General features: G+C 61.5%; 10 protein-coding genes. 5 read left to right on the top strand and 5 right to left on the bottom strand.

The window, feature by feature from the left end:
• On the bottom strand, positions 1–8,125 hold an 8,125-nt coding region (locus ABW043_RS21880), incomplete at its 3' end, for a peroxidase family protein (RefSeq protein ID WP_353923311.1).
• 661 nt (positions 8,126–8,786) lie between these two features.
• Here ABW043_RS21880 and ABW043_RS21875 point away from each other — a divergent pair.
• On the top strand, positions 8,787–9,902 hold the full coding sequence (locus ABW043_RS21875) for a sensor histidine kinase (RefSeq protein WP_353923310.1): 1,116 nt from the start codon (positions 8,787–8,789) through the stop codon (positions 9,900–9,902).
• 36 nt (positions 9,903–9,938) lie between these two features.
• Positions 9,939–10,571 (top strand): LuxR C-terminal-related transcriptional regulator, encoded by a 633-nt coding sequence (locus ABW043_RS21870; RefSeq protein WP_353923309.1) that lies wholly within the window; start codon positions 9,939–9,941, stop codon positions 10,569–10,571.
• A 36-nt stretch (positions 10,572–10,607) separates the two neighbouring features.
• Here the strand turns inward: ABW043_RS21870 and ABW043_RS21865 are convergent, their stop codons facing one another.
• Genes ABW043_RS21865 through ABW043_RS21850 form a run of 4 tightly spaced genes read right to left on the bottom strand, consistent with a single transcriptional unit; the run spans position 10,608 to position 14,914 of the window.
• The gene (locus ABW043_RS21865; protein WP_353923308.1) at positions 10,608–11,228 is read right to left on the bottom strand and encodes a hypothetical protein; all 621 of its coding nucleotides are present in this window, start codon (positions 11,226–11,228) and stop codon (positions 10,608–10,610) included.
• A gap of 34 nt (positions 11,229–11,262) precedes the next feature.
• Positions 11,263–12,657 carry an exopolysaccharide Pel transporter PelG gene (gene pelG / locus ABW043_RS21860; RefSeq protein WP_353923307.1) on the bottom strand — a complete coding sequence of 465 codons (1,395 nt, stop codon included), beginning with the start codon at positions 12,655–12,657 and terminating at the stop codon, positions 11,263–11,265.
• Entirely contained in the window at positions 12,657–14,177 is a 1,521-nt protein-coding gene (gene pelF / locus ABW043_RS21855; protein ID WP_353923306.1) for a GT4 family glycosyltransferase PelF, read from the bottom strand. Before pelF ends, pelG begins: the two co-directional genes overlap by 1 nt.
• Positions 14,178–14,218: 41 nt before the next feature.
• Positions 14,219–14,914: a hypothetical protein gene (locus tag ABW043_RS21850; RefSeq protein WP_353923305.1), complete on the bottom strand. Its 696-nt coding sequence runs from the start codon at positions 14,912–14,914 to the stop codon at positions 14,219–14,221.
• 80 nt (positions 14,915–14,994) lie between these two features.
• On the opposite strand from ABW043_RS21850, the gene ABW043_RS21845 reads away from it, so the two are divergent.
• Genes ABW043_RS21845 through ABW043_RS21835 form a run of 3 tightly spaced genes read left to right on the top strand, consistent with a single transcriptional unit; the run spans position 14,995 to position 22,503 of the window.
• Complete coding sequence (locus tag ABW043_RS21845) at positions 14,995–16,035, top strand: MJ1477/TM1410 family putative glycoside hydrolase (protein ID WP_353923304.1); 1,041 nt, start codon at positions 14,995–14,997, stop codon at positions 16,033–16,035.
• Complete coding sequence (locus ABW043_RS21840) at positions 16,019–16,738, top strand: tetratricopeptide repeat protein (RefSeq protein ID WP_353923303.1); 720 nt, start codon at positions 16,019–16,021, stop codon at positions 16,736–16,738. The genes ABW043_RS21845 and ABW043_RS21840 overlap by 17 nt, the downstream gene beginning before the upstream one ends.
• A gap of 8 nt (positions 16,739–16,746) precedes the next feature.
• Positions 16,747–22,503, top strand: coding sequence for a M10 family metallopeptidase C-terminal domain-containing protein (locus ABW043_RS21835; RefSeq protein ID WP_353923302.1), 5,757 nt, complete (start codon positions 16,747–16,749; stop codon positions 22,501–22,503).
• Positions 22,504–22,596: the final 93 nt, after the last annotated feature.

Raw genomic sequence — 22,596 nt, 5'->3', positions numbered from 1 at the left:
TGGCAATGATGTAGTCCGTCCCGGCAAAGCCGAACACCAGGTCGCCACCCGAAGTCCCGAGCAGAACATCATCCTGCGGCGTGCCGAGGATCGGACCGCCGACAACTGGCGCATCGTCGTCATCGTCATCGCCGTCGTCTTCATCATCCCAGTCATCATCATCGCCAGGGACGTCTTCGTCCTCGTCTTCGTCTTCATCCTCATCATCGTCGCCGCCGATGATCGGCGGGCCGCCATGGGAGACGTAGCGGATGGAGTGTTCGCCATCGCTCAGGGTCGTGACGCCGTTCTCGTCCGTGGTCTCGACAAAGTCGGCCATGGTCGTGCCCGGAGGCAGTTCGATCACATCCTGGGGCCGCAGGGTACCGACGATGGTGTCGTGGCCGCCATTCGAGCGGAACACGATGCGGTGCGCCGAGGTCAGGGAAGAGATATCAATCGTGTCGTCGCCGGCATCGCCGTCGATGGTGATGGTGTTGAGACGTAGGCTGGTGGTCGAGAAGTCGCCGATGATCTCGAAGTTGTCAGCACCGGCCGAGCCACTGGCTCCCGAAGGATCGGTGCCGTTGATGCGGATTTCTTCGATCTCGTTGAGCTCGGCGATCACCGAGGCGGCATTGGTGCCGTTGCGGGTGACAACGATCTCGGTTGCGGCGGCCAGTACTGCCGTCGGGTTGAGTGCAGCGAAGGCGGTCCTTGTATAGATGCGGTAGGTTTCGGCCGAAGCATTGCCCACGATCGAGAACGTATCGCCGGCTGCCCCTTCAGTGCCACCATCGACCATATCCTTCCCATCGGTCGGGCCGCTGGCATTCGCACGCCAGATGATGGTGTCATCCCCGGCATCACCATTGATCGTGTCGACCCCGCTATTGGGACCGAGGGCCACCACAAGATTTTCGATGTGGAAGCTTTCGCCGGCCTCGAACCCGCCCAGCGAGAGGAAGCGGATAGCCGAATGGGCCGGATTGAGCGCCATCGAGAATGTGCCGGTGCCAGTACCGCCGAGAGGCGTTCCCAGCGTTTCCCAGGTATTGCCGTTCAACGCTTGGACAGTGACCGTCTCTCCGGCATCCAGACCGATAGCTTGGTAATCGAAGGTCAGGGTCGGTGCCGTCGCCCCGTTGAGGTTGATGGCACGGGAGATGGAGTCGCTATTGTCGGTCCCGGCCGCGAAGGTCAGTCGACCACCGGTTATGAGGATGTCGCCGCTGGCGGGGGCGTCGTTGTCGCCGATTTCGTCCCAGTTGCCGGCAAAGTTGAAGTTGCCGGTATTGGCGTTGTAGGCCACGGTATTGAAGTTGTCGGCCATGCTGCCGGTCGTCGCCGACACGCCACCCGCGAGGGTGTCATTGCCATCGCCGCCATTGAGCGTATCGGCGCCTTCATCACCGTTGATCACGTCGTCGCCGCCGGCACCGCTGAGCGTGTCGTTGCCGCCGAGGCCATTGATGGTGTTGGCTGCCGCATTGCCGGTGATGGTATTGGCGGCCGCCGTGGGGGTGCCGAAGTTTGCCGGTGCCGCTGCCGTCAGGATGAAATCGGAAGCGGTGATGGAGTTCTCGGCGTCTTCAATGTGTATCGTGCCCATGACCACGCCTGCGGCGTCCCTGATCGTAACCAGGGTGTCGTCGGTGCCAGCTTCTGCAACGTTCTGGATCTGAATGCGCGATGCGGCGGTCGTGCCGATATTTGCGGCTGTCAGACCGAAGGCGCTCAGATCGATCAGGTCCTGCGTCGTCGCAGTACCACCGGCGGCGTCGAAGCTGTTGATGATGTCGTTACCGAAGTTTGCGGCGTTGTAAACGATGCGGTTGAAACCGCCGCCCACATCGATCGTGTCATTGCCAGCGCCGCCAATGATCGTGTCATTGTCATCGCCGCCATTGAGGGTGTCGTTACCGTCGCCGCCATCCAGCACGTCGTTGCCGTCATTGCCCGTCAGCGTGTCGTTACCGGTCCCGCCAAAGAGTTGGTTGGCAGCGTCGTTGCCGATAATGACGTTGTTAGCGGCATTGCCGGTGCCGTTGATGGCGTCGCCACCGGTCAGCGTCAGGTTTTCGAGGGCTGCCGCCAGCGTGTAGTTGATCGAGGACTGGACGGTATCGACATCGGCCGGGAGGCCAGTGCCTTCATTGACCACATCGCCGGCATCATCCACGACGTAGGTGTCGTTGCCCTCGCCGCCGATCATGGTATCGGCGCCAAGCCCACCATTGAGCGTGTCGCTGCCGGCCAGGCCGCTCAGCGTGTCGTTGAGGTCGCCACCGGTGATGACGTTGTTGCCGGTATTGCCGGTGCCGACGAACTGGCTGGCATCGGCGCCGAGGAAGGTCAGGTTTTCGACATTGGCGAAGCCTGCGATAGACAGGTCGGCCATGAAGGTTTCGACGGTGTCGGTGCCTTCGTTGAGGGCTTCCACCACCACGTCGAGCAAGTCATCGACGCCGTAGGTGTCGTTGCCCGCGCCGCCGACCATGGTGTCGGCACCCAAAGCGCCTTCGAAGTCGTCGCCGGCAGCGTTGAGGCGGTTGTCGAGATCGTCATTGCCCGCGCCGCCGACCAGCAGATCGTCGCCGAGGCCGCCGACGAGATCGTCATTGTCGCCGGCACCGAAGATCAGGTCATTGCCACTGCCGCCGGTGATGGTGTCGTTGTCGCCGTCTTCGCCGGCGACGAAGTTGTTCGCCGTGGAGGCCGAGAGGTCGACCGTGCGCGCTCCGCCGACGCCAGGGTCGGCGCGGCTGACGACATAGTCGCCAACGAGCTGGTAACCCTTGAAGAAGGCAGCATTGAAGTTGATGAGCTCGATGCCGGTTTCCGCCGTGGCGCCGGTGTAGTGTCCGTTCACGGTGATCGTCTGCTGCGGGCCGCCTGGCAGCGTGTAGTTGATGACCAGGTTACCGTTCTGCGTTCCCGTGCCGCTGTCGAAGGCGTTGAGGCCATCGATAGTCAGGATCGGTAGCAAGTCCGCATCAACGCCGGTGCTTGGAGCGAGGATGGAGATCTTGTCGGCCGTTCCCTGGCCTACGCCGCCGGTCTCGTTGATGACGTCGATGCCGTCGCCGAGGCCGAAGGAGTAGGTGTCATTGCCGGCCCCGCCATTGAGCGTCTCGGTCGACGAGTAGACGATGGAGAAATCGTCGATCGTCACCTGGTCGTTCGTTTCGTTCATCGCGGGGGCGACGAAGCGGATTGCGGCGTTCGCGGCGAAGGGACCGCTTACGACATGGGAGTAGTTCTGGCTGGCACCATTGCCGGTGATCGTGTTCAGCGTGACGAAGTTGGTACCATCGGCAGCGAACTGCACCAGGATGCTTTCCTCCATGCTGTTCGGATCAGCGCTGTAGGAGATGGTTGCGGTGGTCGCAGCCAACAGGTTGAAGGCACGCGTCAGTTCGGCGCCGTTGAAGTTACCGGCAGGCGTGCCGCCGTGGAAGCGAAGGACGTTGCTGCCGCCCCCGCCACCCTCGTCAATGCGTATCTGGCCTACGTTCGCGCCGGCTGGCGTCAAGTCGTTGGTTTCCACCCAGGCCGCATTGGCATTGCTGAAATTGTCGCTGATGGTCGTGGGGGCAACGTTTGTATTCGCGCCGCCGACAAGGATGTCATCGCCAGCTCCGCCGTTGAGGATATCCGCGCCGGCAAGCCCGAGGATCAGGTCGTCTTGAGCCGTGCCATTGAGCACGTCGGCATTTGGCGTGCCAACAATGATGTTGAGCGCGTTGCCGCCAAGGAACTGCACCTTCTCGATGTTGCGCAGCCTGTCGGTGCCGTCGAGAGAGTTCTCGACAGCGTGCGAGACGATGACCTGGCCGTCGGCCGTGGCACCAAAGGCGTACTCGCCCCGGGCGCCCTGGAAGCGGGCCGTGTCGATGTCAGCGACCGTATCAGCACCAGCAGTCGTGATTTCACGAACGATCCGGAGCTGACCCGGGTTGATCTGACCGGAGAACATCTTGGCGGCCAGCGTGGTCATGCTGTTGTGGTATTCGAGGATATTGCCAACACCACCATCGACACCAACCTGAGCATGGACGGCAATGCGCACGTTCAGCCACTTGTCGCCGTCGATGATGTCGTCGCCGGCATTGCCCTGGATGATGTCGCTGCCGTCACCACCGAGGATAATATCGCCAGCATTGTAGACCACAGCTCCGTTGGCCAGAGCAGTGACCTGCGTTGCGGTGAGGCCAAGCACTTCGGCAAGCCCAGCGATGAGCTGGATGCTTTCCTTGGTCACCTGGCTGCCGCGATAGCCTTCCTGGCCAGTGGTGCCGGCCGGGGCATTGGGGTTGAAGGGCAAGCGCTCTTCGCCAAGGGCATTGGAGCCGCCGAGCACGTCGTTGAAGCGCGAGCCGGAGAGGCCTTCCATGGATGCATATTCGTCAAGGGCTGCATTGGCAGGCAGAGTCGGGGCTTCGTCAAAGACGATGGGCCGCGACAGGTCCGCATTGATGCCGAAGGTGCTGTCCTTGTAGGTGGCCCAGTCAAAGCCCGACATGCCGGCCATCTTGCCGCGGCCGGTGCTGCCGACCATGATGTCGTCGCCGCCTTCGCCGATGAACTCGTCGAACCCGCCGTCGCCGACGAACACATCGTGCCCGTCGATGGAGTCATGGGCGAAGATTTCGTCGAAGTTGTCGCCGGGGGCACCGTCGAAGGTGCCGGTCTCGATCCAGTCGTTGCCTTCGTTGCCGAGGATGCGCTCGGCATTGCGGTTGCCATAGATGTAGTCGTTGCCGGTGCCCGCGAAAACTTCCGAGCCCATGTCGGTGCCGAGGAAGATGAAGTCATGGCCGTCATTGCCCATGACGAGGTCGAGGCCGGGTCCGGCGTGAACCACGTCATTACCCTTGCCCGCCTTGATGTTGTCGTCGCCACCCATGTCCTTGATGATGTCGTCGCCGTCACCACCATTGAGGATGTCGTTGCCGAAGCCGCCTTCGATGATGTCGTTGCCGCCATCGCCGTAGACGGTGTCGTCACCGATGCCGGCAATCAGGATATCATTGCCTGATGGATTGACGGTGTTGCCGGGGTCGGTGCCGCCGAGGACGACGTGGTCGCCGCCATTGTATTTGAGGTAGTTGGTGTCTGGGCCGACGGTAGCCGGATTGTCGCGGATGACGACCCGCGTGAGGATGCCAGGTCCGGTCGGATCATTGCCCAGATTGTCGGCGCTCTCGTCCACCAACGTCGACGGATCATCGTCGAGGATGGTGTCGGCGCCGGCACTTTCTCCGAGGCCAGGATTGTATTGCCGGCGCTGGTCGATCTCGAGGATCAAGCCAGGAGTCGAAAACACGTCGGATGGAAGGTGCGTTGCATCGGTATTGCGCATCATCATGGCGGCGAAGGAGTTGTTTTCCATTTCGCCGAAGAGATGCAGGCCGTCGAGGCGCTGCAGATAGTAGAAGCGATCGCCGCTCTGCAGCAACTCCATCTGAGCTTCGAAGACGAAGTTGAAGGTGGAGCCGAGCATGCCACCGAAGGGCATGATCTTTTCCGCGAGGCCACCGATCCAGAGATCGATGTTTTCGAGGCCGCCCTTGTCGGTTGCATAAATGCCGGTGGCATTGAGGAAGGCTTGACGATCGGCCTCGAAGGCTACGAGGTCGACGGGAGCCGGGATGCTGCCGAACGGCGTTCCGAAGATCAGCGTCATGGCAGCGTCGCGCTTGCCTTCGGCAGTGGTCTGGCCGGTGATCAGGCTGTGCGTGCCATATGCCGCCACGAAGTTGATGATCGAGGCTTCGTGCTTGAGATTGCCGGCGTAGTCGACCCAACTGCTATAGGGCGTCAGCAGGGCATCCTGGTTAGTCATGTTGAAGAAGGTGCGGCGCGCTTCATTGAGCGAGGGCACACCGACGTCGCGGCCACGAGCGAGGTTGATGGTGGCGAGGTCGAGGGGCAGGCCGAGCAGGTTGTTGCGCAGCGCGCTGGTGATGAATTCGTCGATCTCGTTGCCAACCTGGCGGGTCATGCCACGGATAATCGCGCCCGCCACAATGCCGTCCTCGACGCCATCGGTGCTGGTAAAGGCCGTGGGGTTGAGGAAGCCCTGGATCAGGCTGATGTGGTTGGGGTTGAAGTTAGGGTCGAACTGGTCGATCGACTCGGTCAGCATGGAGTGGCCAAAGCGATAGACCACGTGGGCGAACTCGGCGAAGATCGTCGGGTCCATCATCGTGTCGAAGCCATCGGGCACCAGGAACACGTTGATGTTTGGCTGGACCTTGCGAGCAAACTCTTCGAACACGAGGTGCTGATACTGCATTTCCGTGCCGAACTTGGCAGCCTGGAAAATGCGTTCGCCATCCCAGGTAAAGCTGTCGAGCAGGGCCTTCAGGGCCGTAGCATCGGTCGGTAGGGCTAGCGGCAGGGCGTTGAGCTGGTCCTGGGTAATGTCGACCACCAGCCATTCATTGATGAAATTGAGGTCCCGGCTCTGAAGTGCCGTCACCTTGGTGTGCTCGGCCAGGCGATTGTGCTCGGAGTGGAACACATGGTGGACCGCAGTCAGGCCGATATTTTCGTTGGCGCGACCGTCGCCTGCCACGAAGTGGGCGTCGAGAAGCTCGTTATCATAAACGCCGGGTTGGTTGCCGGGGTTCTCAAGACCAATGGTGATGTCGCCATCGGCAAGGCCGGTTGGCACGGCATTGTGGGCGATGTCGGCCAGGAAGGCGTGATTTGTGCGGACCGCATTGGCGAGGGAAACGCCGAGCCCGCCATTAGCTGTCGGGTTGCCTTCAACCACGAGGTCGTCCGACGTGTTGGGAATCCCGTCAGGGCCGATCCCAATCACGATCAACGGGAAGCCGTTGGGGCCGGGAATGAAATTGCCATAGGGGTCGGTGCGCAGCAGCGGCACGCTACCCACGTCTTGGTCGGTTAGTTCAATGCCGAGCAAGCTGCGGGCCTGGGCCTTGACCTCGCCCCAAGTGGCCATGCCGCCATTGGAGCCCTCGATCAGGTTACCGGTCGAGACCGGACCGCCGGCAGTCGCTGCATATTGGCGCAGGAAAACCTGGTGCGAGGGGTGTGACGTATAGGTCTGGTTCTGGTCGACATAGGCCGTGGTGGTGTTGATCGGGCGCTGGGCGCCATGAACGTCGTCGAGACCCTCGTTTACGCCTACCGTGGTAGGGTCATCGCCAAGTATGCCGTCCGGGCCCGGTGTGGTGACCGTTGCGCGGGTCAGTACCATAAAGTTTGTGTTGCTGCCCGGCACGTAGAGCGGATCATCGGGGCTCAGCGGGATCATGACCGTGCCACTGCCGCCCTTGTTCACGAGGTCAAGGCCGTGATCGAAGAACTGGCCGAATAGAGTGAACCAGGAGTTGAACGGGGCAGACAGGCCTTCGTCAGGCGCAAAGTTGGGAATGTGGATGTTGACCCCGTCGAGCGTAATGCCGTTCTCGGTCAGCAAAGGGAATAGGCCATTGCCGGGGTCAGCTCCGCCAGCCGTCTCGATGTTTGCCCAAGCGGTATCGAGCGCCAGCTTGGCCGCGTCGGCGGCTTGCTGCAGGGTAATGTTCGTGGGGCTTGCCGCTGCCGCAGCCGCAGCAGAGGCTTCGGTGCGTGCGGCCTGCTCATAAATCTTGAACAGCGGCTTGAGCGGTACATAGAGCGCCGCGATCTGGCCAGTGATCACCAGACCCGGATCTTCGACGCCCGCATTTTGAAGCGCCGTCAGGATCGCGGCTGGATTGGACAAGGTCTGGTCGACCAGCAGGTTGCTGATGAGGCGGACGGTGGGATCGATGACATCGCCAGGCTTGGCAAAAGTGCCCGGTCCGTCGACGTCATTGCCGGGGGTATAGGGCATCGGGATCGGCGAGAGCGGAGCGGGGCCGGGGCCATCGGGGTCCATCATCACGGTGACGGTGCGGAAGGTCGGGTTCATCAACTCGTGGAAAGGTGTATCGGAGGCACCCCACTTTGTCTGACCGTCGAGCAGGTGATTGTAGCTGCCGTCAACGGTCCGCAGACCCCAGGCGAGATTGTAGGTGGGGATCAGGCCGCCAGGTCCGTAGAGCGGCTGGCCGGCGGCGTGCGCCTCCGCAATCTTGATCTGGTTCAGAATGAATTCCAGGTCGCTCTTGATATAGGTAACCATCACTTCCCCTCCGGAACAAACGCAGCCTGGTACAGGCGGCTTTCACCATCCATCGCTGTGACGGGTGCCACAGCCTCAACTTGTTAAGGATAGTGCCGAACATCTCGGCGCAGCGTCAGGTCGGAACGTCTAGCCGATCGGCGGCATAAAGGTCCGATGCTGGACTAGACGTTAGGTCCGTCTAAAACTGTACTTTGGAACAGGTATTTTTCGGGGGCGTGGCGAATTAGCTTGGCGGTGTTGTTTTCTATCTCGCGGACAGGTCTTGAATTTGTTTGGATGCGGACAATTCTCGATATCGCTCGCTGTTTGATGAGCGCTGGTTGAGGCAATACTGTACGGATACTATAGAGTTGGTTGAGGAACGACGTTGCGTGCGGAGCGAGATTTGACCGACCGGCGAGGCGTGTTCAAAAGGGTGAGGAAGGGGTGGAGCCGACTTCCACTTGCCCATCAGTTCGCTCTCTATGGTAGCGCCGTCACCGTGGCCGCAATGCTTCTCTGCGGCGTGCTGATCACCAGTGCCATGACCGAGATTACGCTGGCGCGCCGGGGCACGGTGGTGCCTGCGCTCGTTGAGGGAATGCTCGACCCATATATCCAGCAGCGCGGCCCCGATGGGCGCCTTCTCGAGAGCGACAGGCTGGCGCTCGACGCGATGATGAACGACGAAACGCTCCTCGCCGAGTTTCCCTATCTCGACCTGTGGCTGGCCGATGGCACGATCCTTTATTCCAACATTCCGCACCTGGAAGCGCGCCGGCTGAAAATGCCCTTCAAGGTGCAGCGCGCCTTCGAGGGAGAGATCGGCGTCGATTTCACTGATGTCAGTTCCGAGGACTATGCCGAGCACGGGTTCAAGACCGATTTCATCGAGATCTCTTTCCCGCTGCTCCACCGCGAGACCGGAGAGGTGGCCGCCGTTGCCCAGCTTCGCGAGGTCACCGGGTCGCTCGAAAAGGATCTCTGGTCGTTGACCCTGTCGAGCTGGGCGACGGCGGCCACAATAGGCATCATCGTCATGGCGGCGCTTTTCGGCATCGTGCTCGAAGGCAGCCGCAAGATCGAGCGGCAGGGCCGCATCCTGAGCCGGCGACTGGCGCAATCCCATCAGCGCGCGGTCCGGCACCGGGAGCTCAAGGCGGTGGCGCAGCGCGCTTCGCTCAGCGTGACCGAGTTTACCGACAAGCATTTGCGCACCATCGGCACGGACCTTCATGACGGACCGGCGCAGACGATCGGCTTTGCGGTGCTGCGGCTCGACCAGATACGCCGGTTACGGACGAAGGGGGCCCGGGAGGAGGTTGTTGCCGAAATAGAAACGACGCTCGGGGGCGCTCTCTCCGAGATCCGCTCCATTGCTTTGGCGCTGGTCCTGCCTGATATCGAGGACCTGGATCTGGCACAGGTCATCGAGCGGGCCGTTCAACAACACACGCGCCGCACCGGTATTGCCATAGTCGTGGACAGTCGTCTCGAACCGGTTCATGCTGCTCCAGAATTGTGCGTGTGTGTGTATCGATTTATCCAAGAGGGTTTGAATAACGCGTTCCACCATGGTCTGCCGGAGGGGCAGACACTGACTGCGACAATGCAGGGAGGGGTGCTGAAGTTGTCGATCACCAACAGGAATCCGACAGATTCCGCGGAACACGCCAAACATCGCGGCATCGGCCTTTTTGGCTTGCGCGCGCGCGTCCAGAGTATCGGGGGCAATCTGGCCTTCGTGCAGAAGGATGGGACGACGCGCCTCGAGATGTGGGTGCGAAATGTCTAGGCGCCGGCAGCGATCGTTCCCAATATGATCAGGATCGTGGTCGTTGATGACCACCCGATGTTCCGGACTGGATTGATCCAGGCCGTGACGGTCGACGGCGATATTGCGGCCGTCGGCGAAGGTGGCAGTGCCGCAGAAGCGGTTGAACTCGTAGCAGCGTTGCGGCCTGACGTGCTGCTGCTCGACGCGCAGATGGCGGATGATGGTTTGGGACGTATCCCGGACATCGTTCACGCCTATCCCGAAACTCGCATCGTCGTGGTCACCGCGTCGAATGATGAGAACGATATCGCCCGCGCCGTCGAGGCGGGGGTCTACGGCTATGTGCTCAAGGGGACGACCGGCTCTGACATGCGCAGCATCGTGCGGCAGGTGAACAAGGGCGAGAACGTCATTCCTAAGGACATGTTCAGCCGGTTGATGGGAATGCTGCGAGTGAAGTCGGCGGCGCTTGCCCAGGGCGGTGCCGCCAAGCTTTCAAAGCAGGAAACGCAGGTTCTGCAACATCTGGCGCGAGGTCTCAGCAACCGGGAGATCGGCCTGCAGCTCGACATCACCGAGCGCACGGTGAAGTTTCACCTCTCCAATACCTTCTCCAAATTGCACGTACGCAACCGAGTGGAAGCCAGCATTACCGCCCGCCGCATGTGGCCTGGTCTGGAACACTAGACCAGGCACAAAGGCGGGTTAGCGGTGGCCCGTCGCTCAGCTTTCTATTGATGGAAGCGACTTGTTCCTCGGTCGGTGCGCGGCCCTGGCGCGGCTTTTGGCGGCGTCCGCGAGCGGGGAAGAGGTTTCCGGCATAGACAGGTCGGCGCGGCCGGCGAGACTGCGTTCAAGCTTGTGGGTGCGTTGGGCCAGCACCTGATATTGCGCTGCGATCAGGCTCTCGGCCCTGATGGCCTTGCGAAGCTGTTCACCCTGTTCCTCCAGCATCCTGCCGCGATGGGAGGTTACGATCCCCACCATGAGCGCCGCGAGCACCCAAGAGAGCGGATCGGCCCATGTGAGGCGAAAGTATTCGGCATGGGACATGTCGAAAGGGCGCGCGGGCAGACCGTTGAAATAGACGATCGCGGTTGCGCCCACGGCGGCCAGAACACCCCCGAGAACACCATATTGAGCGCTGAGCAGCACGGTGATGAAGAGGAAGGGGTGCACTGGCCAGGATGCGAACGACATCAATCCGGAATGGTCGATGAGCGCTACTCCGCCCAGCAGCAGGATGCCTTCGGCAAAGGCGAGTACGTTTGACCGCGAAGACGAAACCGTCGTAACCGCTGGATCTCTGAAGTTGCCGGAAATAACCGGATTTTCGGTGCTCATGGGATCCTCGCTAAAAGTCCAAGTTCTGAAATGATCAGCCGGAAATGGCTGGATTGTTGACGACGAAAGTCAGGCGATTGAGGGTGCCGAGCGCGCGGCGCATGGCGGCGTAGGCAAGGGTGCCGCTGGCGATGGAGGCGAGGACATAACCGAGCCCGAGATAGTCGGGATTGCTCAGCATGATCGCCGTTCCGACGGCATTCAGGGCCAGGAACAGGACCTGCAGCCAGAGATAGGCCTTGCCGTATTGGACGAAGAGAATGACCCCGCAGCTTGCCTGGAATAGGAAGTGGAAGGCGGCCCCGACCAGCGCCAGGCGCAGCACGGAAATGGCGTCGTAGGGCAAGCCGAGAAGGTCGGCGAGCAGTGGCGCCATCACCGCCAGGGACACGCTGATCGTGAGCTGGATGAGGAAGGCAGAAAAGACCGTGTCGACCGCATTCTGCGCGAGGCTTGCTCGTTGTTCGTCGATCTGACGCAGCGTTCCGCCCGAATGCACGATGTCGCGGTAGTGGCGGTAATTGTTGAAGAAGGTCGTTTCGAGCCAGACCACGAGGACCGACATCACCGGCACGATGGACAGATAGGCCATGAACATGGGGCTGTCGTAGCGGCCCGAATAGATGAGGCCTTCGGCAACGGCCGTTCCCTCATTGGATTGCCAGACGATGATCTTGTCGATCCATACGGCAAGGGCGCTGCAGACGCCTGCGGCGATGAACGTGGCCGATACCGGACGTATCTCGCGTAGTTTTGCTGGAAGGTCACGCAGCGCGATCAGGGGGCCGGGAAACGTCTTGAGGATGAGGAAATTGAGGATGCAGAACGAAATGCAGAGCCCGATGCTGAAGCCGATAAGCATGCCGCCGGGTCCATTGCCCAGCGCCGCCGCCGATGTGCCGAAGATGACCGAGCAGCTGAGACCAAGCGCAAAGGCCGAGGTAACCGCTGCATATTGCTTGATGGCAGCGACGAAGGACATAGCGAGCCATAGGTGGGACACCTGAACCACGCAGATGATCGCGGCGAGGCCCAGGCCGAGCGGCAGGCGGATCAGTAGGAAGAACACTACGCCGCCGGCGATCAACGAAAGCAATGTGGTGATGAAGACGGCGGCCAGATAAATGCCATGCACATCCTCGAAGCGGCGCTGGAAGAGAATGCGTGACACACGCAGCGTCGCATCAAGCGAGATCGGCGACGTGATGACGAGGGAGAGGGCGAAGCTGTAGATCACCAGGATGTTGAAGATTTTCAAGTCCATGGGATCGAGCAGCGGCCGCCCCAGGACGTGGAGCATCGCCAGGCCGAACATGATGACGATCCAGGGACCCGAGGCGATCATGATCGCATGACCGCCGGCCAGGGATCGCGAGGCCAGATTGTCCTGGCTGCTGAGCTTCTTGAGTGCAAACCCGATCCCGGCCATCACGACACCATTTGGGGTTGAGGCGCGAAATTGCGCCCATAGAGTGCGCCATAGGCGTCGGCGACGGCTTCGGCGCGATAGTGCTTTCGCACGCGGCGTTGCAGATTGTCGCCATAAGCGTGGAGGCGCTGCCGGTCAGCCAGCAGGAGGCCGATAGCGAGGGCGATTTCGTCATTGGCGCCCACGGGGGCGACCATGCCACCGGGTCCAATGGGCTCCCCATCGTGGGCCGGGCCTTCGAGGATATCGCGGCACGCCCCGACATCGGTGGCGATGCAGGGAACTCCTGCGGCGCCAGCCTCGAGGATGACGAGGGGCAGGGCCTCGCTAATGCTGGTGAGGACCAGAACGTCGATGCGGCCGAGATAGTCGACGACGTTGACTGGGCCGGTAAAGGACACCGTATCCGCCAATTGCCGCCGATTGACCTCGGTAATGCAGCTCTGGGCGTATTCGGGGTCTTCGTCCATCGGGCCGATGACCAGGGCATGAAGGTCGGGGAAGCGGCGGCGCAGCCGTTCGGCGACGTCGATAAAGGTCTGTACGTCCTTAATGGGCGTCACCCGGCCAATAAAGGCGATGGTGGGACGATCGTGCGAGACCGGCTTGATCTTGCCGAAGCGTTCGGAATCGACCCCGTTCGGGATGACGCTCAGCTTTTCGGGACCTGCACCGAGCGCCAGCTGGAAGGTCTGGTTGGCTTCGTAGAGTGCCACGATTTCGGTCGCCGAATTGTAGGCGACGCGGGCAAAGCTCTCGAAGCTGCGAGCCCAGAGCTCGCGGATGTCCTTACGGTCGTCGGACAGATCGAGGCCATTGTCGATGCTGTTGGAAATCCAGTCCGCCATCAGGATCTCGATGCGGCGCTCGTTGGAATAGATGCCGTGCTCGGTGATGAGCGTCTTGCGGCCCGTCTCGATGGCGGCGCGGGCGCCGATAAGGCCGGCATAGCCGGTGGAAACCGCGTGATAGATGCGCGCCTGGGGCAGCGGGCAGGTGAGTACCCGGAAGAGGCCACCGACCAGCGTCCGCCAGGCCCAGAAGTAGCCGAGGAACGAGGCGTGGGCCATGGACCCATAATGGTAGCACATGGTCTGCCAGGCTTCGGGGGAGTTGAGCAGGGTATCGAGCGATACCCGTCTTCCTGGAGGTCCCAGGAGCTTCATCAGCTCGCTGAGGTGCTGGGTATCCCCGTCGGTCAGCAACTGGCCGATGAGCTCGCCGGTATATTCCGGGGTCGCTGCCGGCCATTCATGCGTGGTGCCCATATTGTTATCGTCGAGCCGGACATGCTCGATCGAGAGCAGATTGTCCGGTCGGGCATAACGTGGCTCGCTGGTCGGAGCACTAGGCAGGATCGCAAGCACGGTGAAGGTGAGTTCGGGATGCGAACGGATCAGCCAGTCGATCCAGGTGGAGACACCGCCGGCGACGTAAGGGTAGCAACCCTCGGCAATCAGGCAGACATCTGCGATGGGCTCAGGCGCTTGCGCCGGCATCATGTTCACATCACGCCACATAATTGAAACTCCCCAAAATTCCGTAGGACGGTACGCGTTGCTCAGATCGCCGCGGGGCGGCCGAGAGCGGACTGGATGACGTTCTGACTCATGTTCGACAATTGGCGGCGCCGGCTGCGGCCACGAGTGTGGGCGGCAACGGCGGCGGCCTGGACACGGACGCGCTGATCGGTGCTGCGGAGCGCCAGAGCCAGGGCGACCTCGACGAACTTTTCGTCGTCCTCGATGGCGAGATAGGCGAGCAGTCCCTGCTTTTCCTGCATGGTCCCGGTGCTCAGAAGCGCATCATAGGGGCGCGGCAGACGGGTTTGCTGGCTGATCAGGCGCCCATCGATAATCATGTCGACGAGGGTGACGGCGGGTTCTTCGATTGGGGCAATGGTATTGTACCACTTGTCCAGCGCGTCGGCCTTTGGGTTCCAGACCTGCTGGTCACCGAGCAGGCCCGCTGCGGCGCCGATCGGCCCACCGGCAAAAGTCAGAAGGGTGAAGGTCTGCAGTGAGCCGGTTTCGACCCTCGCCCGTTCAAGGCCAATGATGACGAAGATGAGGGCGGCGACGATGCCCAGATGTCCCAGCGCGACCGTGCCCCAGCCATTGCCGGCGAGGGCATAGGCGCTGAGCAGGATTTCGCCAATGATCGCGGCGATCTGCACGGTTCGGATTGCCACGGTGCTGCCGGTGCCATGGACGGCGGGATCGGGAACCACGTTTTGTGCCTTGATATGCTCGTTCATGACAGCACTCCCAAAATGGCGGCCTGCGCACGGCAGGTCGTTTGATGTGAGGCTATGAGGGGGCAGGGCAGACCGCATTGATGACCGTCAATGCTGCACAGGTGGCACTGTCCTATCTGTCAGACCGGCGCAGGAACGACTTGCGCAAAGGTTCGGCGGACAAGATGGGCATCAGCGAAATTCTCAGTTCCAGATCCGGAAGAATGCATGCCGTGCCGGTGCTTGGCGCATCGGTGATGATGCATCTTGCGCTGGCCGTTGCGGCTAGCCCGGCCCTGGGCATATCGGCGCGTCCTAACCTCGCAGAGGCCCGTAGCTGGGGCTATCAATTGCAGATGGTGGATCCCGATCTCGTCGCAGATTCGCCCTATGATCTGATGGTCATCGACTACGCGCGTGACGGCTCGGCGGAGCAGGCTTTCAGCCGGTCCGACGTGATGGCCATGAAGCGCAGGCCCGATGGCGGCTCGCGGATCGTGCTGGCCTATCTCAGCATTGGGGAAGCGGAAGACTATCGCTTCTATTGGAACCGGAACTGGCAGGCCTCGGCACCAAGCTGGCTCGGCAAAGAAAACCCGGATTGGCCGGGAAACTATGCCGTACGCTATTGGGATACTGCCTGGCAGGACGTGATCCTGGGCGGACCAGAGGCCTATCTCGACCGCATAATCGCGGCCGGTTTCGATGGGGTCTATCTCGACCGTATCGACGCCTTCGATATTGCCGATCCGACTCTTTCTCGCGCCCGCCGCATGCAGGTGATGGTCGAGTTCGTCTCCACCATTGCCGCCTATGCGCGCAGCGCCCAACCCGGTTTCATCGTCGTCGGCCAGAATGCCGAAGAACTGCTGAATTACCCAGATTATGCGGCCGCCATCGATGGGGTGGGCAAGGAAGACCTGTTCTTCGGCCTCGATGGCGATGGCACGCTCAATTCCAAGGGCGAGCTGCGCGCCAGCCTGACGCCGCTGCAGCGATTCCTTGCTTCGGGCAAGCCTGTCTTCCTCATCGAATATCTCGACACGGCCGAAGCCATGGCGCTCGCGCACAAGAATGCCGAAGCGCTGGGCGTTCCGCTCTTTATCGGCAGCAGGGAGCTAGATGATGTCCGGTCCCGTTAAATTCCAGGATCCCAAGCAGCTTTATCGTGCCGTGCCGGCCGCACCGACGCGACCGGACCGGACGCTGCTAGCAATCATGCTCCTCGCCGTGCTGAGTCTCGCCGGTACGCTCACCTTGCTTCCTGGAACCGAGGAAAAAGCGGAGGGCCTGCTTGCGGAGGGCCGCTATGCCGATGCGATCAATACCCTCGTAGCCGTCGAGCATGAGCGCCCGCTCAATGGCTACGAAGGCTTCATGCTGTTCAAGCTCTATATGCTCGCCCGCGAACCCGACAATGCTGCTGTGTTGATTGCCGAGCAGCCGGCCTTGCAGGTCGACAATGCCGAAGCCCTGCGCCAGCTCGCTGACCTCTACCGTCAGATGGGCGATGTGCGCGGCGAGGCGACAACGCTGCGCCAGATTTACGATGTTAGTCCCAGCGATGCCGATTTTGTGCGGCTGCGGGTGCTTTATCGCCTCACCGGGGATACGGCCGGCGAGACCTCGCTTCTGGTCCGGGCCATGGCCGGCGGCCGTTCGGACGACGTCACCCTCCAGCGCCTGGCCTATCTGCAGGACTTGTCACCCACCAGCGTACGCGCCGCCCTCTGGGTCGCCCCAGGGGGCAACTTCTGGCGGTTTGAAGCCCCGCAGCAATTCCAAATTTTTGCCCAGACGAGTGTTTCGTCTCCCGTACCCCCAATCGAAACCTCGATCGAGTAGGAGCCACCATGACCATTGTCCTCGACGGAGCACTTCTTGACTGGACGGCAGGTGACCGGCTGGAAACCGCCGCTACCGCCATTGCCGGCTATGCCCTTTATGGTCGGCTGGAAGGGGACGTTTTCTACTTCGCCCTCAGTTCGGCGCAGGCGATTGGCGCAAATTCGACGCTCTGGCTCAATACCGATGCCAATATCAATACCGGCTACAAGGTCTGGGGCTTTGCCGCGGGGGCCGAGTTCAACGTCAACTTTGGCGCCAATGGGGTGCCGCGGCTTTATACCGGCGCTGACGGACAGACGCTGGTTGGCGATCTCTCCTACTCGCTGAGTGCCGATCGCAAGGTGCTGGAAATCGCCCTGCCGAAGAGCCTGCTGGGCGCCAGTGTGTCCAGCGTCGGCATCATGGCCGATATCAACAATCAGGTCTTCCTGCCGGCTGACTATACCCAGGCGGCCTATACGATCACCACGCCGGTTCCGAGCGTCTATGATGGTCTGCTCACCGAATGGACCGTCGACCAGCGCCTCGACAATGTGCCTGGCAAGACGGTGGCGGGCTATGAGCTTTACGGCAAGGTGGCCGACGACAGCTTTGTCTTTGGGCTCAAGAGTGCCGTGCCGATCGGGCCCAACACCACGTTCTGGCTCGACACCGACAACAATACAGCGACCGGGTACAAGATCTGGGGCTTTGCCGGCGGGGCCGAGTTCAATGTCAATATCGGGGCCGATGGCGTTGCCAGGCTTTATAGCGGCGCCGAGGGGCAGACGCTGGTCGGCACGATCGAGTACAAGATCGCGGCCGGTGGGCTCAGCATGGAATTTGCTGTGCCCAAGGCCCTCCTCGGGCCGACGGTCACGAGCGTCGTGGTGCTGGCCGATATCAACAATTCGGTCTTCCTGCCGCCCAGCTATTCAAGCGGGGGCTATGTGCTGACGACGCCGGTCGTCGTGCCGCCCGGGCCCTATGATGGCTTGCTCACCGAATGGACGGCGGCGCAACGGCTCGATAGCGGGGCCGGCGTGGTTGCCGGCTACGAGCTCTATGGCACGGTCAGCCAGGACAAGTTCGTTTTTGCTTTGAAGAGTGCCGTTGCGATTGGGCAGAGCACGACCTTCTGGCTCAACACGGACGCCAATGTCGCTACGGGCCACCAAATCTTCGGTTTTGCCGGTGGGGCGGAATTCAACGTCAATATCGGAGCCGATGGTGTCGCCCGGCTCTATAGCGGCGCCGATGGCCAAACCCTTGTCGGCCAGATCGATCACAAGATTGCCCCGGATGGCATGAGCATGGAATTTGCCGTCCCCCGCAGCCTGATCGGCGCGTCCGTCACGGCGATCACCCTTTTGGCTGACGTGAACAACGCGGTGTTCCTGCCGACGACCTATGCCAATGGCGGCTATACGCTGGTCGATCCTGCCTCGATCCCGGTCAGCCAGTTCGATGGTGTGCTGACCGAATGGACAGCCAACCAGCGGCTCGAAACACCGGTGACGACGGTCGATGGCTACGAATTCTACGGCCAGTATAGCGATGGCCAGTTCACCTTCGGCTTCAAGAGCGCGGTGGCCATCGGGCCAAATACGACCTTCTGGCTCAATACCGACGGCAATGCTGCCACCGGCACGCAGGTCTTTGGCTATGCCGGCGGCGCCGAGTTCAACGTCAATATCGGTTCGGACGGCGTTGCGCGTCTCTATAGCGGTACGGCGGGTCAAACCCTGGTGGGGACCATCGACTACAAGCTTGGGCCGGATGGGAAGACCATTGAATTTGCCGTGCCCAAGACCCTGATTGGCGCTGCGGTCACCTCGGTCAGCATTCTTGCCGACGTCAATGACAGCGTTTTCCTGCCGGCCAATTATCTCTCGCCGGCCTACACGGTCTACGATCCTGCGTCTCTGCCGCCGGTGACCGACACGGGCAACAAGATCGCCATCGTCTTCTCCCAGACCACGGCGAACAATTATTTCAGCCAGATGGCCTATTCCCAACTGGTCATGGCGGCGCAAAGCCAGGCCATGGCGGCGGGTATCCCATTCGACCTCGTGTCCGAAGCGGATCTGGCCAACCTCTCCAAGATGGTCAATTACGACGCGATCGTTTTCCCATCGTTCCGCAACGTGCCGGCCAATTACACCGCCATCTACGATGTGCTGACCAAGCTCGTCTATCAGTACGACGTGTCGCTGATCGCGGCCGGCGACTTCATGACCAATGATGCCGCCAATGCCAGCCTGCCCAACAATGCCTACGAACGCATGCAGACGCTGTTCGGGCTCAATCGTACGGGCGGGGAGAGCGGGGTAACGGTCAATATCGAAGCGACCCCCACAGGTCACGCCATAACCGAGGGCTATGGACCCAATGGGGCGATCCATACCTATACCGGTGCTGCCACCTCGTATTTTTCCGCCGCCAATCCCAATGCCGGATCGGTCACGGTGATTGCCGAACAGGTGGTCAACGGCACAACGCACGGCGCGGTGCTGGGCACGGTTACCGGCGGGCGCAATGTCCACTTCTCGAGCGATGCTCTCATCGGCGATCTGAATCTTTTGGGTCAGGCTATCGACTGGGTCAATGAAGAGACGGGCGGGCCGACCGTGTCGCTCAACATGACGCGGAACACATCGCTCTTTGCCTCGCGCAACGACATGGACCAGAGCCAGGAGACGGCAGATGTCGATGCCGGCATTTACGACGCCATGCTGCCATTCCTGCAGCAGTGGAAGACCGACTACAATTTCGTCGGTTCTTACTACGTCAATGTCGGCTTCAATCCGCCCGATCAGGAGACCAATTGGCTGATCTCCGGGCAGTATTATCAACAAATGCGCGCCATGGGGAACGAGATCGGCTCGCATTCCTATACGCACCCGGAAGACACCAACCTGCTGCTGCCCAATGTGATGACGCAGGCGCTGCTCGATCAGCGTATCGGACAATATGCGGCGCTCGCGGGTGGACCGGGTGTGATTGGGCAGGCATTGGCGTCGATGACGCTGGCGCAGGTCAATGCCAAGATCGCGCAGGTCCTTGCCGCGCCAAATCCCTCGACGCTCGACGCGACCTCCAAGGCCTTCCTCGAAGCCACCTATACCTTCCAGTTTGCGACGGCGCGGGCGGTGCTGGAGGCCAATCTTGGCTATTCCGTTGGCGGAGCGGCTGTGCCCGGCATGCCCGAGCAAATGCTGCCCGCTCAGCAGATCATCCAGTATTACGACTATCTGTCGGGCGGGGCGTCCATGCTCGGCGCCGGCTATCCCGGCGCCATCGGCTACCTGGCGCCGGGCGCCGAGGGGCAGGTCTATATTGCGCCCAACATGTCATTCGACTTTACCCTCATGGGGTGGCTCGGGCTAACCGTCGAGCAGGCGCAGGCCAAGTGGGCGGCCGAATGGGTTGAGCTCACGGCCAATTCCGACATGCCGATCGTCGTCTGGCCATGGCACGATTATGGGGTGACCACCTGGTCGCTCGATGCGGGGCAGACCTCGCCCTATACGGCCGCGATGTTCACCAATTTCATTGCCGCAGCCTATGCCGCGGGCACTGAATTTGTGACGCTGGCGGATCTGGCGGCGCGCATCAAGGCGTTCGAACGGGCCGATTTCGGGTTCAGTGTTGCCGGTGACGTGATCACCATGCGCGCTACCCCGACACAGGGGCAACTGGGCACGTTCGCGCTCAATCTCGATGATCTTGGCGGCAAGACGATCAAGTCGGTCGCCAACTGGTACGCATATGACGCCGACTCTGTGTTCCTCGACGCAGACGGTGGCACATTCACCGTCCAGTTGGGCACCAGTGTCGACGACGTCACTCACATCACCTCGATCGGCTCGCGCGCTCAACTCGTTTCACTGACCGGCGATGGCACCAATCTCGACTTCACCATTGTCGGGGAAGGGCGGGTCACGGTGGACCTCAAGCAGGCCGCAGGCCTGACCTATCAGGCGACCGGCGCGACCATTGTCGGACAGACGGGCGATATTCTCACGCTCGATCTCGGCGCCATCGGCAGCCATACAGTGGCGTTGCGGCAGGTGGCGACAAATCGAGCTGCCACCGATATCGTCGCCTCAAACCAGGTGGCACTGCCGGAGAATACGGCGGTGCGGACCAAGATCGCCGATCTGACCGTCATTGATCCCGATGCCAGCCCGTTGCTGCGCATGAATGTTGTGACGGTCTCGGACGCGCGTTTTGAGATCGATAGCGCGACCGGCGCGCTCTATCTCAAGGCGGGACAGGTGGTCAATTTCGAGGCTGGCGCAACCATCGCCATGACCTTGACCGCGACCGATGGGGCGCTGAGCTTCTCCAAGGCGCTTGTTCTCACCGTGGTCAATGTCAACGAAGCGCCGACGGGGGCGCCGACGGTTGCCGGAGCGGCGGTCGAGAATGTGCTTCTCAGTGCAGGCACGACGCTGATCGCCGATCCCGATGGGCTCGGTACCTTCACCTATCAGTGGCAGCGCGGCAGTGGCTCGGTCTTTACCAACATTGCCGGGGCAACGGCGGCGACCTATCGCCTCGTGCAGGCAGACGCAGACCAATTGGTGCGTGTCGCCGTTTCTTATCGCGACGGCAGCGCCACAACCGAGACAATTTTCTCGGCGCCCACGACCCAGGTGGTCGATGTGCTTGCCAGTACAACGCTTACGCCGCTCGCGGCCAATACCGCGCGCACGATCACGACGGCCGAGCTTGTTGGTGGTGGGATCACCGGCACGGTGACGATCAATTCGCTCACCGCATCCATCGGCACGCTCGCGGCGCTTGGCAACGGGCAATGGACCTATACGCCGCCCGCCAACAACGATACCGGCGTTACCTTCAGCTATACCGCCACGAATGGCACGAAGCTGGCGCAGGGCACCGCGGCCATGGATCTGCTGGCGTCCAATACGATAATGGGTACGGCCGGCGTCGATAATCTTGCGGCCCGCGCCACGGGCGACACCTATCGGGGCCTAGCTGGTGGCGACACCATTTCGGGCGGAGCGGGCGACGATCTCATCTATGGCGATGAGGGCAATGACACGGCCAATGGCGGGGACGGCAATGACATGTTCTTCGCCACGCTCAGTGATGGCAATGACCGCTATACCGGCGGTGCCGGTACTGATCGTTATGATCTTTCCGGAACCACGGCCGCGGCGACGGTGAACCTGACCAATGGCACAGCCTCGAGCAGCCAGACCGGCAGCGACACGCTCGCCACCATCGAAAACGCCACAGGCGGTTCGGGTGCCGATACCATCACCGGTTCGTCGGCGGCCAATGTGCTCGATGGCGGGGCCGGCAATGACATCCTGCTGGGCATGGGCGGCGCCGATACGCTGATCGGCGGCGCGGGAGCGGACCGGCTGACAGGTGGCGCAGGGCGCGACGTGATGACGGGGGGCGCCGACAACGACACCTTCATCTTCACGGCGACTTCGGAAATGGGGAGCACCACGACGACGCGCGATGTCATTACCGACTTCACGCCCGGCCAGGACAAGTTCGACTTCTCCGCCATCGACGCCAACACCCAGCTTACGGGCAATCAGGCCTTCACGTTCCTTGCGATCCAGGGGGCAGCGTTTACCGGCGTTCGGGGGCAGCTGAACTGGAGCGTTCAGGACGCGGCCGGCACGGCGAACGACAAGACCATCGTGATGGGTGACATCAATGGCGATCGCATCGCCGATTTCCACGTCGAACTGACCGGTCTCATGCAATTGGGGGTTGGCGACTTTATCCTGTGACCCCCTTTCGATGACGCCCCCACGTCATCGCGCAGATGCCCGGCAACCCCCACGCCGGGCATTTGTGTTTCTGGCATTGACTGCCATCAATGC

The sequence above is a fragment of the Devosia sp. genome (genome assembly GCF_040509215.1).
Lineage (GTDB): Bacteria > Pseudomonadota > Alphaproteobacteria > Rhizobiales > Devosiaceae > Devosia.
Note: the sequence above shows the minus strand (reverse complement) of the source record. Positions and strands in the feature narration are given on the sequence as shown.

What these genes read in the sequence shown, in the direction of transcription:
- ABW043_RS21875 (WP_353923310.1), top strand. Translation starts at nt 8,787, where the DNA reads ATGAACGACGAAACGCTCCTCGCCGAGTTTCCCTATCTCGACCTGTGG.
- ABW043_RS21865 (WP_353923308.1), bottom strand. Translation starts at nt 11,228, where the DNA reads ATGAGCACCGAAAATCCGGTTATTTCCGGCAACTTCAGAGATCCAGCG.
- pelG (WP_353923307.1), bottom strand. Translation starts at nt 12,657, where the DNA reads ATGGCCGGGATCGGGTTTGCACTCAAGAAGCTCAGCAGCCAGGACAAT.
- pelF (WP_353923306.1), bottom strand. Translation starts at nt 14,177, where the DNA reads ATGTGGCGTGATGTGAACATGATGCCGGCGCAAGCGCCTGAGCCCATC.
- ABW043_RS21850 (WP_353923305.1), bottom strand. Translation starts at nt 14,914, where the DNA reads ATGAACGAGCATATCAAGGCACAAAACGTGGTTCCCGATCCCGCCGTC.
- ABW043_RS21845 (WP_353923304.1), top strand. Translation starts at nt 14,995, where the DNA reads ATGACCGTCAATGCTGCACAGGTGGCACTGTCCTATCTGTCAGACCGG.
- ABW043_RS21840 (WP_353923303.1), top strand. Translation starts at nt 16,019, where the DNA reads ATGTCCGGTCCCGTTAAATTCCAGGATCCCAAGCAGCTTTATCGTGCC.
- ABW043_RS21835 (WP_353923302.1), top strand. Translation starts at nt 16,747, where the DNA reads ATGACCATTGTCCTCGACGGAGCACTTCTTGACTGGACGGCAGGTGAC.